Annotated in this window: 26 protein-coding genes; 12 read left to right on the top strand and 14 right to left on the bottom strand. The window is 37.9% G+C overall.

The window, feature by feature from the left end:
- Positions 1-2 precede the first annotated feature (2 nt).
- From aroE to QUF49_RS07330, 3 genes are read right to left on the bottom strand one after another with little or no spacing between them, the layout of a single operon-like run.
- Positions 3-830, bottom strand: coding sequence for a shikimate dehydrogenase (aroE, locus tag QUF49_RS07340; protein ID WP_289495049.1), 828 nt, complete (start codon positions 828-830; stop codon positions 3-5).
- A gap of 15 nt (positions 831-845) precedes the next feature.
- Positions 846-1,949, bottom strand: coding sequence for a ribosome biogenesis GTPase YqeH (yqeH, locus tag QUF49_RS07335; protein ID WP_289497600.1), 1,104 nt, complete (start codon positions 1,947-1,949; stop codon positions 846-848).
- The gene (locus tag QUF49_RS07330; protein WP_289495048.1) at positions 1,946-2,470 is read right to left on the bottom strand and encodes a YqeG family HAD IIIA-type phosphatase; all 525 of its coding nucleotides are present in this window, start codon (positions 2,468-2,470) and stop codon (positions 1,946-1,948) included. The genes yqeH and QUF49_RS07330 overlap by 4 nt, the downstream gene beginning before the upstream one ends.
- Before the next feature lie 673 nt (positions 2,471-3,143).
- Between QUF49_RS07330 and QUF49_RS07325 the strand changes: the two genes are divergently transcribed.
- On the top strand, positions 3,144-3,287 hold the full coding sequence (locus QUF49_RS07325) for a sporulation histidine kinase inhibitor Sda (protein WP_197133330.1): 144 nt from the start codon (positions 3,144-3,146) through the stop codon (positions 3,285-3,287).
- 16 nt (positions 3,288-3,303) lie between these two features.
- Here QUF49_RS07325 and QUF49_RS07320 read toward each other — a convergent pair whose 3' ends face one another.
- The gene (locus tag QUF49_RS07320; RefSeq protein ID WP_289495047.1) at positions 3,304-3,714 is read right to left on the bottom strand and encodes a hypothetical protein; all 411 of its coding nucleotides are present in this window, start codon (positions 3,712-3,714) and stop codon (positions 3,304-3,306) included.
- A gap of 181 nt (positions 3,715-3,895) precedes the next feature.
- Here QUF49_RS07320 and QUF49_RS07315 point away from each other — a divergent pair, with 181 nt between their 5' ends.
- From QUF49_RS07315 to pssA, 7 genes are all read left to right on the top strand, one after another.
- Positions 3,896-6,238 (top strand): Na+/H+ antiporter subunit A, encoded by a 2,343-nt coding sequence (locus tag QUF49_RS07315; protein ID WP_289495046.1) that lies wholly within the window; start codon positions 3,896-3,898, stop codon positions 6,236-6,238.
- Positions 6,238-6,576: a Na(+)/H(+) antiporter subunit C gene (locus tag QUF49_RS07310; RefSeq protein WP_289495045.1), complete on the top strand. Its 339-nt coding sequence runs from the start codon at positions 6,238-6,240 to the stop codon at positions 6,574-6,576. Before QUF49_RS07315 ends, QUF49_RS07310 begins: the two co-directional genes overlap by 1 nt.
- Complete coding sequence (locus QUF49_RS07305) at positions 6,569-8,044, top strand: Na+/H+ antiporter subunit D (protein WP_289495044.1); 1,476 nt, start codon at positions 6,569-6,571, stop codon at positions 8,042-8,044. Before QUF49_RS07310 ends, QUF49_RS07305 begins: the two co-directional genes overlap by 8 nt.
- 4 nt (positions 8,045-8,048) lie before the next feature.
- A complete protein-coding gene (locus QUF49_RS07300; protein WP_289495043.1) occupies positions 8,049-8,525 on the top strand; it encodes a Na+/H+ antiporter subunit E in 477 nt (158 codons plus the stop codon).
- Positions 8,522-8,812: a Na(+)/H(+) antiporter subunit F1 gene (locus QUF49_RS07295; RefSeq protein WP_289495042.1), complete on the top strand. Its 291-nt coding sequence runs from the start codon at positions 8,522-8,524 to the stop codon at positions 8,810-8,812. The genes QUF49_RS07300 and QUF49_RS07295 overlap by 4 nt, the downstream gene beginning before the upstream one ends.
- Complete coding sequence (gene mnhG, locus QUF49_RS07290) at positions 8,784-9,137, top strand: monovalent cation/H(+) antiporter subunit G (protein WP_066237757.1); 354 nt, start codon at positions 8,784-8,786, stop codon at positions 9,135-9,137. Before QUF49_RS07295 ends, mnhG begins: the two co-directional genes overlap by 29 nt.
- Positions 9,138-9,290: 153 nt before the next feature.
- Positions 9,291-9,836 (top strand): CDP-diacylglycerol--serine O-phosphatidyltransferase, encoded by a 546-nt coding sequence (gene pssA / locus QUF49_RS07285; protein WP_289495041.1) that lies wholly within the window; start codon positions 9,291-9,293, stop codon positions 9,834-9,836.
- A gap of 321 nt (positions 9,837-10,157) precedes the next feature.
- Here the strand turns inward: pssA and QUF49_RS07280 are convergent, their stop codons facing one another.
- From QUF49_RS07280 to sigK, 4 genes are all read right to left on the bottom strand, one after another.
- Positions 10,158-11,939, bottom strand: a complete 1,782-nt coding sequence (locus tag QUF49_RS07280) for a M3 family oligoendopeptidase (RefSeq protein WP_289495040.1) — start codon at positions 11,937-11,939, stop codon at positions 10,158-10,160.
- Between the two features lie 100 nt (positions 11,940-12,039).
- On the bottom strand, positions 12,040-12,252 hold the full coding sequence (locus tag QUF49_RS07275; protein ID WP_289495039.1) for a hypothetical protein: 213 nt from the start codon (positions 12,250-12,252) through the stop codon (positions 12,040-12,042).
- A 264-nt stretch (positions 12,253-12,516) separates the two neighbouring features.
- Positions 12,517-12,798, bottom strand: a complete 282-nt coding sequence (locus tag QUF49_RS07270; protein ID WP_066237769.1) for an alpha/beta-type small acid-soluble spore protein — start codon at positions 12,796-12,798, stop codon at positions 12,517-12,519.
- Between the two features lie 85 nt (positions 12,799-12,883).
- A complete protein-coding gene (gene sigK / locus QUF49_RS07265) occupies positions 12,884-13,591 on the bottom strand; it encodes an RNA polymerase sporulation sigma factor SigK (RefSeq protein WP_066237772.1) in 708 nt (235 codons plus the stop codon).
- 174 nt (positions 13,592-13,765) lie between these two features.
- On the opposite strand from sigK, the gene QUF49_RS07260 reads away from it, so the two are divergent.
- Positions 13,766-14,092 (top strand): aminotransferase yhxA, encoded by a 327-nt coding sequence (locus QUF49_RS07260; protein ID WP_289495038.1) that lies wholly within the window; start codon positions 13,766-13,768, stop codon positions 14,090-14,092.
- A 19-nt stretch (positions 14,093-14,111) separates the two neighbouring features.
- Entirely contained in the window at positions 14,112-14,510 is a 399-nt protein-coding gene (locus QUF49_RS07255) for a DUF350 domain-containing protein (protein ID WP_289495037.1), read from the top strand.
- 28 nt (positions 14,511-14,538) lie between these two features.
- On the opposite strand, the gene QUF49_RS07250 is transcribed toward QUF49_RS07255, so the two are convergent.
- Positions 14,539-14,985 (bottom strand): RNA helicase, encoded by a 447-nt coding sequence (locus QUF49_RS07250; protein WP_289495036.1) that lies wholly within the window; start codon positions 14,983-14,985, stop codon positions 14,539-14,541.
- 81 nt (positions 14,986-15,066) lie between these two features.
- Here QUF49_RS07250 and QUF49_RS07245 point away from each other — a divergent pair, with 81 nt between their 5' ends.
- Entirely contained in the window at positions 15,067-16,308 is a 1,242-nt protein-coding gene (locus tag QUF49_RS07245) for a glutathionylspermidine synthase family protein (protein WP_289495035.1), read from the top strand.
- Between the two features lie 40 nt (positions 16,309-16,348).
- On the opposite strand, the gene QUF49_RS07240 is transcribed toward QUF49_RS07245, so the two are convergent.
- Positions 16,349-16,501, bottom strand: a complete 153-nt coding sequence (locus tag QUF49_RS07240; RefSeq protein ID WP_289495033.1) for a YrzI family small protein — start codon at positions 16,499-16,501, stop codon at positions 16,349-16,351.
- A gap of 510 nt (positions 16,502-17,011) precedes the next feature.
- On the opposite strand from QUF49_RS07240, the gene menA reads away from it, so the two are divergent.
- Positions 17,012-17,902: a 1,4-dihydroxy-2-naphthoate octaprenyltransferase gene (menA, locus tag QUF49_RS07235; protein WP_289495032.1), complete on the top strand. Its 891-nt coding sequence runs from the start codon at positions 17,012-17,014 to the stop codon at positions 17,900-17,902.
- Between the two features lie 42 nt (positions 17,903-17,944).
- On the opposite strand, the gene QUF49_RS07230 is transcribed toward menA, so the two are convergent.
- The 4 genes from QUF49_RS07230 to QUF49_RS07215 all read right to left on the bottom strand — a co-directional run bounded on the left by QUF49_RS07230 (position 17,945) and on the right by QUF49_RS07215 (position 21,623).
- Positions 17,945-18,736: a glucose-1-dehydrogenase gene (locus QUF49_RS07230; protein ID WP_289495031.1), complete on the bottom strand. Its 792-nt coding sequence runs from the start codon at positions 18,734-18,736 to the stop codon at positions 17,945-17,947.
- A 15-nt stretch (positions 18,737-18,751) separates the two neighbouring features.
- Positions 18,752-19,606, bottom strand: coding sequence for a GRP family sugar transporter (locus tag QUF49_RS07225; RefSeq protein WP_289495030.1), 855 nt, complete (start codon positions 19,604-19,606; stop codon positions 18,752-18,754).
- Between the two features lie 145 nt (positions 19,607-19,751).
- On the bottom strand, positions 19,752-19,988 hold the full coding sequence (locus QUF49_RS07220; protein WP_289495029.1) for a YrhC family protein: 237 nt from the start codon (positions 19,986-19,988) through the stop codon (positions 19,752-19,754).
- 501 nt (positions 19,989-20,489) lie between these two features.
- A complete protein-coding gene (locus QUF49_RS07215; RefSeq protein ID WP_289495028.1) occupies positions 20,490-21,623 on the bottom strand; it encodes a bifunctional cystathionine gamma-lyase/homocysteine desulfhydrase in 1,134 nt (377 codons plus the stop codon).
- Position 21,624 lies beyond the last annotated feature (1 nt).

The raw sequence follows: 21,624 nt of genomic DNA, 5'->3' as shown, positions 1-21,624 counted from the left end.
AGTTACCTCCTAAGTTGTTCAATAACAATTTGTTTCATTTTATTTGTGTCAGGAAAAATACCTGTCCATTTTTCAAAAGCCATTGCTCCTTGCATGACGAGCATTGAAACACCATTATCTGTAACAGCACCTCTAGCTTTTGCTTCTTCTAACCATTTCGTGACAAGAGGGTTGTATACAATGTCACATACAACTGCCTCTTCCTTCAAATGAGCTAGCTTTAAAGGGACAGAATCCATCTCAGGGTACATCCCTGCGTTAGTCGTATTTATCAGTACGTCAAACCGTTCAAGATCTTTCTCTGCCCTTTGTAAAGACAACCCTTCTATACGCTCATCTTTTAGGTCGTTTAATAAAGATTGAAGCCGTCCCTCTGAACGATTAGCAATAGCTAACTGTTTTGGGTTTTCTTTTTTTAATGCGTAACAAATCGAACGTGCAGCACCACCTGCACCAATTAGCAATACATTAAGTTCTGAAAGAGGTTTACTGATTTTATCCTTTAAACTTCGTAAAAAGCCTTTACCGTCTGTATTATATCCAATCAATTTACCGCCGTTGTTTACGACGGTATTGACAGCACCAATCTCTCTCGCTTCTTCATCAATCTCATCCAAAAAAGGAAGAATGGATACTTTATGTGGAATGGTTACATTACATCCAGCGTAGTTGCTTTCTTTAAGCTTATTAATAAAAACTTCTAAATCCTCTGACTTCACTCTTTGTTTTTCATATATTCCAGAGATGCCCGTATGCTTAAAAGCTTCATTATGCATAACCGGTGACAAAGAATGTTCTATTGGATCTCCGATTACAAGTGCTTTTATCATTATGAAAGGTCCTCCTTAAATTAAGGATTTACGAACAGTGACCGCTACACCTTCAGGAGCATGAAAAACAACTTTTGCTCTTGCTTCCGGAAACGTAACCCAACCTAGTCCTGAGATTACAACGTCAGTTTTACTTTCTTTAATCATGAATTCATAGCGTTTAAGCTTAGGGAAGTTCGTAACGTCTTCTGGTGGAGCTAGCATATCACCCAAGTGGTTTTCATAAAGCTCGTCTGCTTTTTCTGTTTTGGTTCGATGGATGTTTAGATGGTTAGAGAAATGACAGACAAAGGATTGTTTTCCGCCTTTTACATAATCCATTCTCGCAAGTCCGCCAAAGAACAACGTCTGCATTTCGTTTAGTTGAAACACCATCGGCTTTATCTCTTTTTTCGGCATGATGATATTCAGTTCTTTTTTAGAAACATAATGTGCCATCTGATGGTGATTTATGATTCCTGGAGTATCATACATGTGACTTCTTCCATCAAGCGGAATATCAATGAGATCAAGAGTTGTGCCCGGGAAATGAGAAGTTGTAATAAAATCAGCAGCATCTTCTCCATACTGCTTAATCAATCGGTTAATAAATGTAGATTTCCCTGTATTCGTACAACCTACAACATATACATCTTTTCCTTGACGGTAATGATCGATAGCTTCTGCTAATTCTTCAATTCCGTAACCCTTTTCTGCTGAAATCAACTGGACATCAATTGGCTTTAATCCCAGTTCTTTCGCTTCTTTCTTCATCCAATGAATGACTTTATTAGGGTTTACTGATTTTGGCAGCAAATCAAGTTTGTTCCCTACAAGAAGTATGGGATTTTTGCCTGCATATCGATGTAACCCAGGCAGCCAGCTTCCACTAAAATCAAAGATATCTACAATTTTTACGACAAGCGCATCTTCATCACCAATACTAGAGACAATTTTACGATAATCATCATCTGTTAAACTAACGTCATGAATCTCATTATAGTGTTTTAAACGAAAACAGCGCTGACAGATAGGCAGCTCTTTCGTTAGTGCTGAAAGAGGTGCGTATCCGAGCGCTTCTTTGTCCTCTGTTTGTATGGAGACTCCGCAGCCCACACATTTTATTTGTTCCAAACTTATTCCTCCCAATGCAACATGCCTTTTCTTTTCATCCAAGACAATATAATGCGTTCAATCTTTCTGTTAAACCTTGTCCAGAACCCGTCACTGCTAGCAACAGGTACAACTAGAATGGTGTGAAGCCCAAGTCGGTTTCCACCTAATACGTCAGTAAGAAGCTGATCACCAATTACAACAACTTCCTCATTTTTTAACTTCATATCCTTTAGAGCTCTTTTAAAAGCTTTTGTCATAGGCTTTCTTGCACTATAGATAAACGGGATCCCCACAGGGTCTGAGAAACTTTTCACTCTATGCTGTGTGTTATTCGATACGATGGTAATCAAGATTCCTTTTTCTTTAATAGAAGTAAACCATTTAATTAATTCGGGAGTTGCTTCAGGTCTATCCCATTCCACTAGCGTATTATCTAAATCTGTGATAATCCCTTTAACTCCTCGTTCAACTAACATTTCCGGTGTAATGTCCAATATATTTTGAACATGCTGATCCGGCAAAAAATGTTTTAACATTTCAAGCACCTCTTCACATTTCCTTATGAACGTTTCTATTTTACCAGTAATGAAAGGAAGTACAAACGATTTTTCTACATTTCCCGATTTTAGGGTATTTTCGTGACGTTTGCTATTAGTAAGAATTCAAATATGAAATACAGAACATTATTTTTGTTCATACGCTCCCTGGACAAGATGATTGTTTTGTATGTGGTACACCACACCTAAAAGGATTACTTTCAAGAGCAACTTCTAAAAGATTTTTTTAAGAAATTCTTTTTTCTTGTTCTTCATTGAAAAGTTGAAAGCGAACAACCTGGCGGAAATCACTACTTTTAAAGCTCAACATAATATCCGAAAACAGCCTAAAGAAAAGAGCATTATTTAAAATAATAAAAAAGTTTTCGACAAATTGTTCCCCTACCCAACAATGTGGATAATCTTATACACATTATTCACCTTGGTATCAGTTATCTTTCTTTAAGATGTTAACATTTTACCCACAACTTATCCACCAAACACTGTGGATAAACGAACGGTTGTTCCTTTTTACAATACATGGTAAGCTTCAAATACATAAAAGCAAGTACATAAAACATCAACCTAACATTTTATGACTTTTATACGAATTTAGAATAGCTGTTCCATCATTTTTTATAAAAAACAGGAGGTGACCATGCCGCTTCGTGAGGGCTATATTATGGAAAAACTTTCGGACGACCTGTTGATTGAATCCTACTTAAAGGCAAGAGAACTGAAACTTAGCAAAGACTTTATTTTACTTATAAAAAAAGAGATTGACAGAAGATCACTTCATGCTAGATTACAGCAAGTTTTAATGTAGAGCGTATACGTACGCTCTATTTTTTTGTGGCTAGCATCTTCTCTGCTTTTCGGTAATCCCCTGGTGAAAAGGTAATTTCAACAGGAATTCTCCATTTTTCTTCCCAGAACTGCTTATACTTCTTACTCAATGCTTCTGCTTCTTTATGATGATAAGCTTTTACTTTTATCGCGACTACATATTTTTCTTGATCTTTTAACACAATCGCATGTTTGATATGTTTGTCTTTTGTTATTTCTCTTTTCATTTCTTCGGCAAGCGACGAAGCGTTAAAAACACCTGTATCGGAAAAACTTATGTGTTTCCTATAATATTCTCTTGGCTGAAAACCAGGGCTACCTTCTTCTTTTTTATATACAGAATCATTTAAACATCCTGTTAATTGAAACAAAATTAAAAGTAATCCGTATATATGAAATAGTCTCATTATCATTCACCTCTCAAATAGGTTAGGTATTTTTTGGGAAGGATATTCAAGAGTTAATAAATCTAATGTGAACGAGAGAGTTTCTGCTTAGTAAACTATTTGCTAAAACGGAAAGGTTTTGCTTACAATGTAATGGACTATCATGATTATTATTGGGTTTTAAGGAGGTTTACCGGTATTTATGTTACATATTTACATACTTGTACCTTTTTTAGCAGCACTGTTGATCGGGCTTGTCGCTAAAAAAGAAAGCCGGATACATACTGGCTGGTTTGTATTTCCTGTTCCAGCCGTACTGTTTATTCTGTTTTGTTCGAAATTGCCTGTATTAGCTGAAGGGAAAATTGTTCAAAGCGTCGCTAACTGGATTCCATCGCTTGATATTCAATTGAGCTTTTACTTGGACGGGCTTAGCATGCTTTTTTCCTTATTGATAACTGGGATTGGTTCATTGGTGGTTCTTTATTCCATCTTTTACTTATCGAAAAAAGAACAACTCGTCCATTTTTATGTGTATTTACTCTTATTTATGGGATCGATGTTAGGAGTCGTTCTATCTGACAACGTATTCGTACTCTATACCTTCTGGGAATTCACGAGTATCTCATCATTTCTATTAATCGGTTTTTGGTTCTACCGTGAACGTTCAACATATGGTGCACAAAAATCGATGCTGGTCACGGTCTTTGGAGGACTATCGATGCTTGGTGCTCTTATTCTCCTTTCCATAACAGCAGAGACTAACAGCATTCGAGAGATGATTGCAAATCGATCTGACATCATTGAGAGCGATTTGTTTATTCCCATTATGCTTTTGCTGCTGATTGGAGCTTTTACTAAATCAGCACAGTTTCCGTTTCACAGCTGGCTTCCTGATGCAATGGAAGCACCAACACCTGTCAGTGCGTACCTTCACTCGGCAACGATGGTTAAAGCGGGAATCTATTTAGTCGCAAGATTCTCACTCATTTTTAGCGGTTCGGATATATTTTTTATTATCGTTACAGGTGCCGGGCTAATCACGCTCTGTGTTGGGTCTTTTCTCGCGTCACGCCAAACCGATTTAAAAGGAATTCTTGCTTATTCTACAATCAGTCAGCTCGGTATGATCATGTCTATGCTAGGCTTTGGCACTGGAGTTGCTACTCTAGCTGCTATCTTCCATATCTTTAATCACGCCACTTTTAAAGGCAGCCTGTTTATGATTGCAGGTATTGTAGATCATGAGACAGGAACAAGAGATATTAGGAGACTTGGCGGACTATACACGTTTATGCCTATCTCTGCTACTCTTGCCTTTTTTGGGGCGTTTTCTATGGCGGGAATACCACTTCCCATCTTCAACGGCTTTCTAAGTAAGGAGATGTTTTTTGACGCCTCCTTGAAACTAGAACAAACGAGTGGATTTGCTGCAATGTTTGCCCAATGGATTCCCATTTTTGCAGTAGCTGGGAGTATTTTTACTTTTGTTTATTCCATGTATCTTGTTTTTGGTACTTTTACAGGGAAAGCAAAGCTTGATCAGTTAGAGAAACAGCCTCATGAGGCACCAATCGGCATGCTTATATCACCGATTGTACTTATTGGATTAGTAGTATTGATTGGATTATTGCCAAATTTAATCAACGAGCCCCTTCTTGCACCAGCTGTTGCTTCTGTCACGGGAGATTTTGCTCTTATACACCTTAAATTTTGGCACGGTTTGAATGGACCGCTTTATATGTCACTTATTGTTGTAATACTAGGTATTTTACTTTCTCTGACATTAAAAAAATGGCAACCGGTCTATAACAGGGTACCTGGGAAATTTTCAACGGACCGTTTATATCAAGCATTAGTAAATGGGTTATTGAGGTTTTCGAATATCTTTACAAAATCTTATATGACGGGGTCATTGCGTTTATACACATCCATCATCCTTGTATTTTTGGTCATTTCAACATCAGCCTTTATCTTCATTACAGACGGATTTAAAATTTCTTTTGATGACTTAGCGCCAGTCACTTGGCCTGAGGTGTTAATTGGATCTGTAATGGCTGTTGCTGCGATTGCAACCATTTGGATGAACCAGCGCATTGCTGCAATCATTGTAATCGGGGTCGTAGGGTATGGACTTTCTTTGCTGTTCGTATTCTTCCGGGCACCTGACTTGGCATTAACACAGCTAATCGTTGAAACAATTACTGTAGCATTGTTCTTGCTATGCTTTGCTCATTTGCCAAAGTTAAAAAAGTCGGATAAAAAGAGTTCTGAAAAACTTGTGGATTTTGTAATTGCTGCTTCGACAGGAGCTTTGCTTACCATTGTAGCGATCTCTTCACATAGCTCACAATACTTTGACAGCATTGCAAAATATTTCGTCGATAACTCTTATAAACTCGGCGGAGGAGATAATATCGTAAACGTCATCCTTGTTGATTTCCGTGGATTGGATACTTTATTTGAAATAGCAGTACTTGGTCTAGCTGCTTTGGGCATTTTCGCCATGATAAAATACCGGGATAAAGGAGACATGAATCACTAATGGAAATTCTTATGTCTATACTTGCCGGAACTTTATTTGCAGCCGGCGTTTATCTTATACTTCAAAAACAACTATTAAAAATTGTACTAGGCACAGCGCTTTTATCACATGGGGCACACCTGTTTATTTTAACGATGGGAAAATTGAACCGTGGTGCACCTCCCATTTTAGAAAAGGGGATCAAAGTATATACTGATCCTCTTCCTCAAGCGCTAATACTGACATCTATTGTTATAAGTTTTGGGGTAACGAGCTTTCTTCTTGTTCTAGCTTATCGTACCTATCAAAGCAATAAGACGGATATGATGGATCAGCTAAGGGGAACGGATGATGAGTAATTTAGTATTTTTGCCAATTTTTATACCTTTATTTTTCGGTGTTTTGCTCGTGTTTTTTAATAAGAAACAAAAGCTAACGATCAATACTTCTTTTCTTGTAGTTTTTCTAAACTTAGGGATATCTATCTTTCTAAGTTATTATGTTTTTACAAAAGGTCCGCTTGTTTTAGAAACCGGTGGATGGAAAGCACCATATGGAATTGTTCTTGTTGCTGACCAGTTATCGGTCATTATGATACTTGCTGTCAATGTAATTGCGGCAACTGCAGCTATTTTTGCATTATCATCAGTTACCGAGAAGATGATACACCACTACTTTTATCCTTTGTTCTTATTATTGGTTGCAGGAGTATGTGGTGCATTCTTAACAGGTGATCTTTTCAACCTATTCGTATTTTTCGAGGTACTTTTGATGGCCTCCTATGGATTGATTATCATCGGGGGTTCCAAGCATCAATTCCGGGAATCTGTAAAGTATATCTTGCTAAATTTGTTTTCGTCTATTTTATTTGTAACAACGGTAGCCTTTCTATACTCTGTTACCGGGACAGTTAATATGGCACAACTTGGAGAACGTGTTGCCGAAGTTGAACAGCAAGGAATCTTAACCGGTATTGCGATTTTATTATTCATCGTTTTCGCAACTAAAGGAGCATTATTTCCTTTGTATTTTTGGCTTCCTAAGTCATACATTGTTCCTTCACCGATTGTTTCTGCACTATTCGGAGCCCTGTTAACAAAAGTTGGCGTTTATTCCATGCTAAGAGTATTTACACTCATTTTTTCTCACAAACTTGAGCTGACTCATACCTTTTTCATTTGGATAGCCACTCTAACTATGTTAATAGGAGTTATTGGAGCACTATCCACATCGAATGTAAAACTAATCATCGCCTATAATATCATGCCTGCCATAGGGTTTATGCTGCTTGGAATCGGAACGTTCTCAGCTGAATCAATTGCCGGTACGATCTATTATTTAGTACACGACATGGCAATCAAGGCTGCGCTATTTTTCTTGGTGGGATTACTTGCTTGGCATGCTGGAACATCAAACCTTCACAAGATGGGCGGATATATTAAAACAGCACCATTTATGGGCTGGATGTTTTTTATCGCATCTCTTGTTTTAGCAGGAATACCGCCGTTCAGCGGATTTATCGGTAAATACCTTCTTTTAAGAGGCGCAATGGACGAGGGTCACTATATCGCTGCTGGGGCCGGATTGTTATCTAGTTTGTTAATCTTATTTTCAGTAATCCGCATTTTCATAGGTGCTTTCTGGGGAGAGTTAAAAGAAGAGCCTCAACAAAAAGTGAAATCTTCAGGACTAACGGCTTCTGCTGTACTGCTGGCTATCTCTATTGTTTTAGGGGTTGGTGCGGAATGGTTTTATCCATATATTCAGGCCGCGGCAGACAGCCTAATTGATCCGCAAATCTATATTGATTATGTATTAAAGGAGTAATCCCATGACATTTCAACTTATTCTAAATTTGCTGATCGGCGTTATTTGGATGTTTTTATCTGAGAGCTACTCTTTCGCAAGTTTTTTAGTTGGATTTGTGATTGGGGCTGCTCTTCTGTTTTTATTAAACCGATTCATTCCAGATTCTTACTATTTCAAACATGTAAAAGCGATTGGATTTTTGATCTTTCTGTTCATTAAAGAGCTGATTTTATCAAACATAGAAGTACTAAAGTGGATATACAAACCTCGGCTTGATTTTCAACCAGGAATTTTAGCGCTCCCTATTGATGTAAAGAAGAATTGGGAAATTACGCTGCTCGCAAACTTGATCACTCTTACACCAGGTACTCTTTCTGTTGATGTTTCTAAAGATCAAAGATTCATCTATATACATGCCCTAGATTTACCTGATGTAAATGAAACAATCGTTTCAATTAAGGATTCATTCGAAAAAGCAATAAGGGAGGTAACACGATGACAAATTGGTTCTCCATTGTTGTCTATATATGTTTATTCGTCACTACCATCTCTATCCTGCTTCTCCTTTATAGAGCAGTAGTTGGTCCATCCAATCCAGATCGTGTTGTAGCACTCGATACAATAGGAATTAACTTAATTGCGATCACTGGGCTAATGGCTATAATTTTAGATACGGTCCAATTGAACGATATCATCTTGCTGATTGGAATATTAACTTTTATTGCAACGGTTGCAGTTGCAAAATTCTTAGAAAAGGGTGTTATCATTGATCAAGATCGTGATTAGCTTTTTCCTTATCATCGGCACCTTTATCATTTTTTCCGGTACACTTGGCGTTCTTCGATTTCCAGATGTGTATTCAAGACTTCATGCAGCCAGTAAAGCTTCGACTCTAGGTGTGTCAGGAATTCTTATTGGGTCGTTTATATACGTATTAGCTGAGATGAATTTGTTCAGTGGAAAACTAATTCTTGGAATCCTCTTCGTACTTATGACAGCTCCTGTAGCAGGTCATATGATCTCTAGAGCTGCGTATCGGACAGGAGTTCCACTGTCTGATAAAACAGTTTTTAATGAACTCGAAAAGAATCATAGGTCCAACGGTCAATAACTAGAATCAACTTCTCTCAGACATATATTAAAAACATTGGGTATATAATTTTAAGCAACGGACATTGTTGGTAAAATGGGCGGCAGGAATTACTATATTCATCTGCCGCTTTCATTTATTGTTCTAGCTTGCTACCCTTTGAGGAGTGATTATATGTTCATGCTTGAGAGAGAGAGGATTGATTCAACGTTAAAGAAAGTGAAGGGGCAAACAGCCAACTTCTTAACGTTAATCAATTTATCACTAGGTGTTTTAGCTTTATTACTTATGATTTCAGGAGACTTGAAAATTGGATTTATCTTGATCTTTTTGGCAGGTTTGTTCGACCGTTTTGATGGGATGGTCGCTAGAATGCTAAATATTGAATCAGAGTTTGGAAAGCAATTAGATTCACTTTGTGATTTAATCTCATTCGGTATTGCACCAGCCTTTTTAATCTATCAAGTTGTTCTTTATCAGTTTGGCGTACCTGGTATGCTATTTACCATCATTTTTATTGTTTGCGGTGCCATACGTCTTGCCCGCTTCAATATTACCGAGTTTACCGGTTCCTTTGTGGGTGTGCCCATTACCGTAGCAGGCTGTTTAATGGCTGCTGGATATTTGACAGTACATGTAGTACCAGGTTTTCTATATATGTTCCTTACCTTTGGGTTATCTATCTTGATGATAAGCAATATCTCCATTGAAAAGAGATAAATATCTTTTCTCTAATAGTGGAGTGCTGTGAATTAGAAAAAGCTTGGTGTTTTGCCAAGCTTTTTTTATATTTCACAAAGCCTTTCTTCTAGTATTCTGTGTGGTAAATACACTAGTAAGATGAACTTTCGAAAAACATGCTGCAATCACGGAATTTTTGGGTGGAATCACGGAAATAAGCGGTATAATCACGAAAAAAATACGCTACATCACGGAAAAAAATCAATCCGCTTAAATGTGTACTCTTCAAATAGACAAACCTTCACAAAAAAATGGCAGCTCCCATAACGGAAACTGCCAGTATACTTCAAACCAGTCATATTACTCTTCAGTTAGTGCCAAAAATTCCTCTACATCTGCTGCTGCTAATTCAATTCCTTTTAACCAGAAATCTTGTTTTGTTACATCAATGCCTAAATGCTTTTGTGCGAGCTCTTCCACTTGCATCTTCCCTGTGTCTTGAAGAAGTGCAATATACTTTTCCTCAAACGACGGCCCTTCTTCTTTTGCTTTTGCATAAATACCTGCAGAGAATAAATAGCCGAACGTATATGGGAAGTTGTAAAACGGAACATCGGTAATATAGAAATGAAGCTTAGACGCCCAGAAGTATGGGTGATACTCTTCAAGCGCATCGTTAAACGCTTCTTTTTGAGCTTCTTCCATTAGTTCGCATAAACGTTCAACAGACAGCTGACCAGATTTTCTTTCTTCATACATTCTTGTTTCAAACAAGAAACGCGCATGTATGTTCATAAAGAACGCTACAGATCTTTGTGCTTTGTCTTCAAGAAGGGCAATTTTTTCCTCTTTTGTTTTTGCATTTGATACTGCTGCATCTGCAACGATCATCTCAGCGAATGTAGAAGCTGTTTCCGCTACATTCATCGCATAATTTGTTGCATAGTAAGGCATTTCTTTTAATACATCCGAATGAAAAGCATGACCTAATTCATGTGCAAGCGTAGAAACATTGCTTGGTGTTCCTGAGAATGTCATAAAGATACGTGTTTCTTTTTTAGTAGGAAAACCTGTACAAAATCCACCTGGTCTTTTACCTGAACGATCTTCCGCTTCAATCCAGCCATCCAAAAATGCTTTTTCTGAGAAATCTGCCATTTTAGGTGCTAATGTACGGAAATGTTCAACAATAAACTGAGCAGCTTCATCATAGCTCATTTTGCTGTTTGCTGAAGACAATGGTGCATCTACATCATACCAGCTTAATTTCTCAAGATTTAAAAGTTTGGCTTTACGGTCAAGATACTTTACGAAGATGTCTTTTTTAGATGTAATTGCATCCCACATTGCTGTAAGCGTTTCTTCCTTCATACGATTGATCGCAAGAGGTTCTTTTAACGTTTCTTCCCATCCTCTATGCTTATAGATTTCATTTCTAAAGCCTGCGATGTGATTAATAGACGCAGCACAAAATTCTCCTTCATGATCCCAAGCTTCAACAAACTTTTTGAACGTATCTTTTCGGACTTGACGATCAGGACTTGAGAATTTGTTTTCTGCCTGGCCAACTGATAATTCTTCTTCTTTACCATCTATCTCTACTTTAATGTTAATTCTGCCCACTACTAGATCATAAAGAGTTGACCATGCATGGTAACCGTCAACTGCTAAATCATTGATTAAAGATTCTTCTGAAATGCCAAGCTTTTCTTTTGCTTTTGCTCTTCTCTCGTTTAAAGAGAACGCAATATGTTCATATTCAGGAAGGCTCATAAGATCTTCCCATGCATCTTCAGAGATATCCATCAACTTTTGATCGATTACTGAACCTACATTAGAGAAGGCTGCGTAAACAGATTCTAATCTTCCACGAAGAGCCATCGCCTTCTTATCTTTTACATCTTGAGCAATTAAACAGCCGATAAAAGCTCCTGCAGTTGATAATCGCTCAGAAAAGTTTTGAAGCTCTTCAATAAGATTTAAAAAGTTTTCGTTTGAAAAAGTGAAGGATTCTGCTTTTTTAGCTAATTCCTTCGCTTCTTCTTCCGTCCACTTTATTTCAGCTAATAATTCTTTGGATTCACTTCCACCAGGAAAAACGGAATCAAGTTCCCATGTTTGCCTTAAGTCTTGTAATAACATTATTTCTCCCCCATTATGTACGTATTTCCACTCTTTTCTTATTATAAAAAATATTCAAACAAAAATCGACTATGAAGTTTATTTTTGTGTGTTTATTTTTCTATATGGCTGATTTCGTACTCATTGTTGCTAATGAAAGTAGTTGATTTCCGTTCCAGGTGCTCGCTTTCCTCCGGGCAGGCGGTGAGCCACATTCGAACGTTTCACTCTTAAGTGTCTCACCTGCCCGCCTGTCCCGCAGGACAAGGAAGGCTACGGCAGCGACACATCGCACGAAGAAAATTTGAAGTTTAATTTTCGAGGAGTCTCCCACCTTACACTCCAATCAACTTGTCAAAGAATCAATAAACAAAATAATTTAAAAGCAATAATCCTTTAGAAAAGAGCCAACAAAAAAAAGCCCTCCCAAAAAGGAGAGCTATTACATTATTCAGCTATTGCGGCATAAACAAAATAGGCTAACATGACGACGAATGATCCATATAAAACAGCTTCTTGCATAAGAACGCCTCCTGGTTTTTTTACCTATTCTATTCCCTGTTTTATTCATTTAAACACAGTACATTTTTTATTTTTCTTAACGCACTTGTTTACCTAAGTTTGCTTTTGCTTGCTGTATTAATTCTTTTACCATTCTTCCGCCAATCTGCCCGCCTACACGGCCTGCATCTTTAGAAGTAATCGTTCCGTTATATCCTTTTTCTAACGATACTCCCATATCTCTTGCCACTTCATATTTGACATCATCTGGTGACTGGTCAGACACTTTATATCCTGCTTCTCTCATCACTTTCGCTTTAAGCCGATCAAGACCTTCTCTAGCTTCAGGTACAATAGGCTGTCTTTTTCTGCGTGCCATCTATAAAAACTCCTTTTTTTCTTTAGTTTGCCCGAAGCCCAAAATAAAAAGGCTGTAAATGTTACCAGCCTTGAACACCTTTGTTTTACCGTTCTGATTGCTGACGGCTTCTATAGAACTCATGAAACAGCTTCATAAGCGCTCTTTTTTCGATTCGTGAAACATAACTCCTAGAAATCCCAAGCTGTTTTGCGATCTCGCGCTGTGTTTTTTCTTTTTGAAGATCCAGGCCAAAACGTCCAACAATGACTTCTTTTTCCCGGTCATCCAATACATGAATATAATCGTAAATTTTCTTTTTTTGCATCTTTAATTGAATGGCATCTACTACATCTTCTGTTTCCGCTTTCAATACATCGATCAACGTGATCTCATTGCCTTCTTTATCCGTTCCGATCGGATCATGAAGCGAAACATCTTTTTTTGTCTTCTTCAAAGCTCTTAAGTGCATCAATATCTCATTTTCTATACAACGAGCTGCATAAGTCGCAAGCTTCGTTCCTTTTCCCCTGGAATAACTCTCGATCGCTTTAATCAGGCCGATGGTACCGATGGAGATAAGATCCTCAGTGTCCTCTCCTGTGTTTTCAAATTTTTTGACGATATGCGCCACAAGCCGTAAGTTGTGCTCGATCAGCATAGCCCTCGCGTGTTCGTTTCCTTCTGCCATCTCTTTTAAGTACTGCTTCTCTTCATTTTCAGACAGGGGCTGGGGAAAGGCATTGTTTTTAACGTATGACACAAACAGCATAACTTCTTTAAAGAAATAGGCCAACACACCTACTAATGACATAACAGCACCTCCAAGACGTTCTGTATTCCCTTATGTTTATGCGAAGCTGGGCTTGGGTGTGTCTGTACATACAAAATCAAACGAAACCTTTTTATTTTTTATCACGTACTAGAAATAAATGGTTTAAATACACGATGATCCATACTATAATTGAGCATGGAATGAGGTGAAATTGTGAATAAAACGAAAAAACTTATCGCCGGTGTATCCTCTGCCTCAGTAGCTGTTATGCTTTCTGGATGCAATGATTATTCAGCAGAAGATCTTCCACCAGAACCAACTGATACTGAATGCCAAGATTGGGAATGGGATGCAGATGATGGCGTTTATGAATGTGATGACACGAATTCCCGCTATTTTGGCAGTTATTTTTATGGTGGAAAATATTACAAAGGAAAAAGCAGCTTGTTAAAAAGCTCAGCTTATAAGTCATACAAAAGCAGTTCCAGTTTTAAAGGCGGTGGATCTGGTTTTGGAGGCAGCAAGGGATTTGGCGGATAAATCATGAGGAGTTGTGAAGATGGAAAACTTATTTCTTAATTTTGCCCTATATGCGGCTACGGGGCTTGCATTATTATTTGTCGGCTTTATCATATTTGAACTTACTACAAAAACGAAAGAACTACAGTTAATCAGTAAAGGTAACTGTGCGGCTGCTCTATCACTTGGCGGGAGACTTTTTGGTCTTGCCTTTGTAATTGGATCTTCCATTGCAAATTCATTGAGCATTATTGATTTGCTCATCTGGGGATCAGTTGGAATTATCGCTCAAATCGTAGCATTGTTTGTTGCAGAACACTTAGCCATTCGTTCGAGCATCTCAAAAGCGATTGACGCTGACAACAAAGCTGTCGGACTGCTCGTTATGTTTCTAAGCGTTTCTGTTGGCTGGGTTATCGCTCAATGTCTTACATATTAAAAAAAGCATGTGGCATTTTGCCGCATGCTTAAATTTTTTCACCTACATACATAACATAAACAGCACGGTCTTCGTCAATTTCCGCTAAATCGCGTAAGTACTGCCCTTTACCTGGAATATCAACGACATCTTTTAATAAATAGCGCATAACATCCCAGTGGCTGTTTAATGCTTGAACATGCAGGATCGGCATATCGCCTGTTTCGTTGTACTTTCTAAACTCTAAAAATATTCCTCTTCCTTTGTAACTCGGTTCTTCTGCAAAGCTTCTAACAGGACCGACTTCTTTTACGATTAAGATTTCTTCGCTGCCCTTCATTTCGTTGGATTGAAGTTCGTACTCCCTTTGTCCAGAAACAAAAAATTCACAAAGCTGCCTCGCATACTTTTCATCGTTATGCATGTTTTCAGGTATCTTATAGGTTAAGAAAGGTTCATAACTCTCTTGTTTTTCTATGTAATAAGTAAGTTCCATTATTTTCATCCTCTTTATTCTTTGTTATGTTTATAATACCAGTTTATTGTTTTGAATGTATGTTCGGAGGTATTGATCAGTATGAGTTATACGGAAGACAGAAGATTTTTTTATAAACAGCTACCCGAATTTTGGGCGGACATGTACGGACAGGAATATGCGTTATACAACCCGTATAAAATCTCTGAAGACGTACCAAAAGCCATAAAAAATCTTGGTGAAAAAGCAGGGCGTATTCTATTTAAGACTGCCTCATTATTGCAATCAGAGAGTATAGAGGATGATACATTAAAGCTGCTAGGCTTTCCAGAATCCATTCTTCCCTTTCTTCGCTATCAAACACCATTAGCCAAAACAGTGATCGGAAGAATCGACTCTATCGAAACACCTTCTGGACATAAGATTATGGAGTTCAACAGTGATACTCCTACCTTTATCTATGAATGCTTTAAAGTCAACGGATTAATTAGTAAACATTTTGGATGCAGTGATTCGAATGAAGGTATGGAAGAACAATTAAAACAAGCTGTTCGTTCTGCTATCTTAACCGCTTATCGTCAATTAAAAACATCACATGCACCCCATATTGTTTTTACAGCACATGATGAGAATACAGAAGATAAACAAACGGTGCTTTATTTAAAAGAGTTATCTGGCTTTCCTTCACAATTTGTACCTTTGGATGAATTAGTTATTAAAAAGGATGTAGGATTGTTTGATCAGCAAGGCAAAAAAATCGATGTATTATATAGACAGACGTTTCCGATCGAACTTCTTATTCAAGATAAAGATAGTGAGACTAATGAAGAAATTGGACTTCAGCTTACTCAGCTTGTTATTCAAAACAAACTGGCAATTGTTAATCCTCCTTCTGCATTTCTCCTACAAAGCAAAGCTGTTCTCGCTGTTATCTGGGGTCTTCATGAAGAACAATCGCCATTCTTTACAAAAGAAGAACATGAATGGATCAAACATTATTTTCTTCCTACCTATTTAGAGCCTGATATTTTCCTAAATAATAAAGAAAAATTTGTGCAAAAACCAGTGTTTGGGCGTGAGGGAGATACGGTCCGAGTATTTGACGAGAATGGCAGCTTGATTGCTAAAGATCAGCATAATACTTATGAGAACTATGTAAGTATTTATCAAAAGCATGTGCCGCTTCCTAAAATGAAATTTGAATCTCAGCAAGGTGTACAAGAAGGCCATCGAATGACAGGTACCTTTTTAATTAACGGAAAGCCAAGCGCTTTTGGGTATCGTATCGGCAACGCAATAACAGATAATCTATCTTATTTCCTACCTGCTTGTTTAAAGAAATAGCGCCTAACCTTCTTTAAGGCAGGCGCTTGTTCTATTTGTCTTATAGCCAAGAAGATACATTATAAGAAGCCTTTTCTTTGGCACGATCATAAAGAGATTTTACTTCTTCATCATGAGCATGTAACTCTTTGGATCGGCTGTTTGTTTTTATAGAAAAGGTTATCGTTACAAAAAACAGGTGCAGTGTAAACATAATAAATTCACTCCTCAATTCCATTTATCTTTTTCCTTAGGTCGAATCTTTCTCCGTTAAAAGCCATGTAAGCAGCGTAATCCCAACCATTATCATTTCCATCTCCTCCTTTAGATTTATAAAAAAACACCGCAGATTAATCTCTGCGGTGTTGTATAAGCGCACAAAAAACCGCAGGCATTCGACCCGCGGTGTCTTTTAAACAAATTTAAACAGACATAATGCTCCAGAGGGCGGTCGAACGTATAGTATTCAATTGATTGATCATTTTCAATTTCATCATTTTGTTCAACCTCCTTTTGTTTTTTACTTTACTTAGCAAATAATACACAAATTACCAACTGTTGTAAAGAGATAATTTCTAAGCCTGTATAAGGATATGCTGAAACAGAAAAAAGTTTACAAAAATACGATAAATATCTTAAAAATAGGTATTTGCTGTGCAAGATATTTATGTGTACACTTTCACAAACTTTTACTATAATAAGGAGTGTAAAGGGGGAAACACAAATGATACATCCTAAGGTCATCTTTGCTTCAACTCGGCCTTTTTCACTCACTGCTTCAGTCATACCCGTCATGTTCGGGACGATTTTAGCGCTGCAATGGACAAGCATTCATTGGACTACTTTTTTATTAACACTTCTTGGTGCTATATTTTTACAATGTGGAACAAACCTTGTTAACGACTACTTTGATCATGTAAAGGGTGCAGATATCCCTGGTTCATTGAGTCCTTCCGGCGTCATTGACCGAAATGAGATGACACCTCGTCAGGTTTATATAACTGGTCTGATCTTCTTTGGCCTCAGCATAATTGTTGGACTTATCTTAACTGCCTTAACAGGCCCTGTTGTACTTTATATTGGTATACCATCCTTATTAGTAGGATATTTTTATACAGCTACTCGATATGCCCTTGCTTATAACGGCTTGGGTGAAATAGCCTCAGGAAGCACATTAGGAATACTTGCTGTTGTAGGTTCTTTTTACACACAAACATTAACATTAAATCTTGAAATATTCCTTGCTGCAATTCCTAATGCCCTTCTTGTAATGGCCATTCTTCATGCAAACAATTTACGCGACTTTGATACTGATAAACAGATCGGTAAAACGACCGTCGCTGGATTAATCGGGAGAAAAGCATCTAGAATAGAGTATTACATCTTAATGCTTGGTGCATATGTCAGCTTAGCTGCACTTATTATAATGGATATTTTACCTTTATGGAGTCTTATAGCTGCCATTACGCTGCCAATCGCATTAAAAGGTCTTAAGATTGCGATATCTACATGGGATAGCAAAGAATTAAACAAAGCACTTGGTTTAACAGCTCTGCTTCATATGGCTTTTGGGATTCTTCTATGTGTTGGTACACTAACAGGAATTCTTCTATAACATAAAAAAATTGTCCGCCTATTTAAAGGCGGACAATTTTTTTTAACCTTTTCCTGCTTGAAATCCTGGATACAGCGTCATTCCACCGTCAGCGATCAGTGTTAACCCGGTTACATAGCTTGCTTGATTGGATGTTAGCCATACAGCCGTTGCTGCGATCTCTTCAGGTTCACCAATATACCCCATTGGAATAAGCTTAAGAACCCCTTCTTTTTGCTTTGGATCAGCAAATTTTTCTGCATTGATTGGCGTATTAATAGCACCCGGGGCAATACTGTTGATTCTTATTTTTTTAGGAGCATATTCAAGTGCCAGGGTTTGTGTCATTAATTTTATACCTCCCTTACTTGCTGCATAATGAACAAAGTGCGGCCAAGGGATAATCTCATGAACACTCGACATGTTGATTATGGCACCTTGAATATCATTGTTTAAAAAGTAATCAATCGCTTCTCTGCAACCTAAAAATTGTCCAGTTAAATTCGTAGAGATTACCTTATTCCAATCCTCTAACTTCAGTTCATGTGAAGGCACTTCATTCTCAATCCCTGCATTATTGATCATAATATGAAGTGATCCAAACTCTTCAGTTGCTTTATTAATAAGTTGTTTAATGTCCTCTTCTTTCGTTACATCCCCCTGAACGGATATCGCATTTCCGCCGCTTTTTTTAATGTCATTTATCATTTCATCTGTTTCTTTTACTTGTTTTTCAGAGTAATAATTAATAACCACATTCGCTTTTTCTTGTCCAAACCGTAACGCACATGCTTTACCAATTCCTGTTGCTGCTCCGGTAATAATGACTGTTTTTCCATTTAAATCTGGGTACATTGTACATCAGCTCCTCTATGATTTAGTGAACCCTAACATGACACCGCCTGCTATGATAAGCATACATCCTGAGATCACCCAAATGATTTCTTTTTTGCTTCTTTTTTCACCTAATAGGAAAATACCGCCTAGTGTTGAGATGATGATACCGGTTTGCGAAAGCGAGAAGCTTGTGGCTATTCCGATAAGAGGCAAAGCAAGCAGGAGTGTCAGATTACCCGTACTCCATATCAGTCCTGTTAGAATATTTTTGAGTGAATATTTATTGAATGGTTTATGTTTTAGTGATAAGACAAGTGCTCCTAGAAACATCCCAACTGCCTGTGGTAGGATAGCCTGCCAGCCATTTACTTCAAACCATCTGATGATTACCACATATGTAACGTATCCTACTGTAGAAATCAAAAGAAATGTGATTCCTTTTTTAAAGTTCTGTTTGTCTTTTTGATCGCCCTGCTTGCTTCTTCTCGACGTTAAAAGAGCTCCAGCTACAATCGCTGAGATTGCAATTACCCCTATAATAATTTCCGTCGTCGTTTTCCACTCGTGAAACACGATGACACCAAATAAAGTTGTTCCAAATAACTGCATACCTGTTGATAAAGGTACGATTTTAGAAACTCCTAAATAATCAACACTTGCAAATTGGTTACGCTGGCCGATGACCCAAAAGATACCTGAAACGACCCCTATCGCGATAACTGACATGTTTAGATCAGGTTGTACGATAAAGAAAGCAACAACCGAAAACAACAAGGCTCCTAATGTCATCCCAAATGTTTGACTGTGAAAATCACCGCCGAGCTTTTCACTCACTAATACGATGCTTCCCCAGCAAACTGCTGTAATAAGTGCCCATATGATACCCAAGTACTCCACTTCTTTCTCTCTATAGATTGTTAAAACTTAGTATGGCCTTTGGTGGCCATTCCGTATCCATTCCCTTAATTTCATTTCATAAAAACAAAAATACCGCCCTTTTTAAAGGACGGTACGTGAAATTTTTATTTTAAGTTTATTCGCTCAGTTCTTGTAATTGTGTTTTGCACTTTCTAACGATATTGTACATAAGTGCAGTGAAACCTAAACACATGGTAGAAGCAATACCTAACGTGATAGATTGGATAAAGTTTTTGTCTTCAACAGGAAGTACTAATCCTAAATAAAAGAACGTGCTAACAGCCAACAAAATAAACCCGAAACGCTGGTAGTCAGCCATCTTCTTTTGTAATTGTTCAGCTTTGTTTTTCATAGCAGTCTCTACCTCCTAACCTCTACTAAAAGGATAACATAGGTAAGACAGCGACCTACCAAGCAGTTTTTGACAAAAACGTGAAAAAACTTTGTCTAAAATGTGATAATAAAAACTCAATGCGTTTGATCCTGACTGTGAAGTGAGCAATAGTAACATTTACTTTTTAAGCAGTACAAAAGCCGGTGCTGTTTCGCCTCTAAGAACTGGTTTCCACTAATACTAGGTGGGGTATCCATAGTGCTAATTCAAGAAAATATTGAAATAATCCCAGAAATTTTAGAGTTAATCCCGCGAGTTTTGTCTATAATACGGCGAGTTTTGCTTATATATCAGCGAGTCGACATAACTCGACAGACCTGACATGTCCTATACCCCCCATCCTAACAAGAAAGACTCTACACACTCATCTAAGCTATCACCTCATTCTCGTAATACTCTTTTAAAAAACAGTAAAAAAGAACAAGCACCTGCTAAGGCACTTGTTCTTCCAATATGTCATTAACTTAATGCATTTTTAAGATCTTCAATCAAATCCTCTGCATCTTCAATACCAACAGAGATTCTGATTAAGCCATCTGTAATGCCGAGTTCTGCTCTACGCTCAGCCGGAATTGACGCGTGAGTCATTCGTGCAGGAACGGAGATAAGACTTTCAACTGCGCCTAAACTTTCTGCTAGAGTGAAGTACTTTACTTTTTTCAGTACAGCATTGGCATTTTCAAGAGATCCAACATCAAATGAAACCATTCCCCCAAAACCGCCAGCTTGCTTTTTAGCAATTTCGTGCTGCGGGTGGTCTTCAAGTCCTGGGTAATAAATTTTTTCGACTGATGAATGCTCCTTTAAAAACTCAACAATTTTTTTAGTATTGATCTCATGAGCTTCCATACGTAAACCTAGTGTCTTGATACCGCGTATTAATAGCCATGAATCTTGAGGTCCTAAAACGCCGCCAGTAGAATTTTGTACAAAATGAAGATCTTCCCCTAGCTTTTCGTCATTTACAACAACTAGGCCTGCTACAACGTCACTGTGGCCGCCAATATATTTCGTTGCAGAATGAAGAACGATATCTGCCCCTAATTCGATTGGGTTTTGCCAATACGGTGTGTTGAACGTATTATCCACCATGAATAAAAGGTTTTTAGATTTTGCCCATGATGCTACAGCTTCAATATCAGTAACTTTTAGCAGTGGGTTTGTCGGTGTTTCAACATAAACGGCTTTTGTGTTTGGCTTCAGAGCCGCTTCAATCTGATCGATATCAGTTGTATCCACAAAAGTTGAGTCAATCCCAAGGCGATTTAATACTTTACTCATCACACGATACGTTCCACCATAAACATCATCCGTTAAAATAACGTGATCGCCAGAATCAAATAGCATCATGACAGCAGTGATCGCAGCCATGCCAGAGCCAAACGCAAATCCGCGCTTGCCGCCTTCTAAGTCTTTAATCAGCTCTTCAAGTGCATGCCTTGTAGGATTTCCAGTTCTAGAGTATTCAAAACCGCTATGAACTCCTACATCTTCTTGTTTATACGTGCTTACTTGGTAGATCGGAAAAGACACAGCTCCTGTGGTTTTATCAGAAGGAATGCCTCCGTGGATTAGTTTTGTTTTACGTTTCATA

The sequence above is a fragment of the Fictibacillus sp. b24 genome, from assembly GCF_030348825.1.
In the GTDB taxonomy this organism is placed as follows: domain Bacteria; phylum Bacillota; class Bacilli; order Bacillales; family Fictibacillaceae; genus Fictibacillus.
This window is presented reverse-complemented; position numbering and strand designations above follow the sequence as displayed.

Bases quoted from the DNA above. Each gene is read 5' to 3' on its own strand.
- aroE (WP_289495049.1), bottom strand. From the start codon at position 830: ATGATAAAAGCACTTGTAATCGGAGATCCAATAGAACATTCTTTGTCA.
- QUF49_RS07325 (WP_197133330.1), top strand. From the start codon at position 3,144: ATGGAAAAACTTTCGGACGACCTGTTGATTGAATCCTACTTAAAGGCA.
- QUF49_RS07320 (WP_289495047.1), bottom strand. From the start codon at position 3,714: ATGAGACTATTTCATATATACGGATTACTTTTAATTTTGTTTCAATTA.
- QUF49_RS07315 (WP_289495046.1), top strand. From the start codon at position 3,896: ATGTTACATATTTACATACTTGTACCTTTTTTAGCAGCACTGTTGATC.
- QUF49_RS07310 (WP_289495045.1), top strand. From the start codon at position 6,238: ATGGAAATTCTTATGTCTATACTTGCCGGAACTTTATTTGCAGCCGGC.
- QUF49_RS07305 (WP_289495044.1), top strand. From the start codon at position 6,569: ATGAGTAATTTAGTATTTTTGCCAATTTTTATACCTTTATTTTTCGGT.
- QUF49_RS07300 (WP_289495043.1), top strand. From the start codon at position 8,049: ATGACATTTCAACTTATTCTAAATTTGCTGATCGGCGTTATTTGGATG.
- QUF49_RS07295 (WP_289495042.1), top strand. From the start codon at position 8,522: ATGACAAATTGGTTCTCCATTGTTGTCTATATATGTTTATTCGTCACT.
- pssA (WP_289495041.1), top strand. From the start codon at position 9,291: ATGTTCATGCTTGAGAGAGAGAGGATTGATTCAACGTTAAAGAAAGTG.
- QUF49_RS07280 (WP_289495040.1), bottom strand. From the start codon at position 11,939: ATGTTATTACAAGACTTAAGGCAAACATGGGAACTTGATTCCGTTTTT.
- QUF49_RS07270 (WP_066237769.1), bottom strand. From the start codon at position 12,798: ATGGCACGCAGAAAAAGACAGCCTATTGTACCTGAAGCTAGAGAAGGT.
- sigK (WP_066237772.1), bottom strand. From the start codon at position 13,591: ATGTCATTAGTAGGTGTGTTGGCCTATTTCTTTAAAGAAGTTATGCTG.
- QUF49_RS07255 (WP_289495037.1), top strand. From the start codon at position 14,112: ATGGAAAACTTATTTCTTAATTTTGCCCTATATGCGGCTACGGGGCTT.
- QUF49_RS07250 (WP_289495036.1), bottom strand. From the start codon at position 14,985: ATGGAACTTACTTATTACATAGAAAAACAAGAGAGTTATGAACCTTTC.
- QUF49_RS07245 (WP_289495035.1), top strand. From the start codon at position 15,067: ATGAGTTATACGGAAGACAGAAGATTTTTTTATAAACAGCTACCCGAA.
- QUF49_RS07240 (WP_289495033.1), bottom strand. From the start codon at position 16,501: ATGTTTACACTGCACCTGTTTTTTGTAACGATAACCTTTTCTATAAAA.
- menA (WP_289495032.1), top strand. From the start codon at position 17,012: ATGATACATCCTAAGGTCATCTTTGCTTCAACTCGGCCTTTTTCACTC.
- QUF49_RS07230 (WP_289495031.1), bottom strand. From the start codon at position 18,736: ATGTACCCAGATTTAAATGGAAAAACAGTCATTATTACCGGAGCAGCA.
- QUF49_RS07220 (WP_289495029.1), bottom strand. From the start codon at position 19,988: ATGAAAAACAAAGCTGAACAATTACAAAAGAAGATGGCTGACTACCAG.
- QUF49_RS07215 (WP_289495028.1), bottom strand. From the start codon at position 21,623: ATGAAACGTAAAACAAAACTAATCCACGGAGGCATTCCTTCTGATAAA.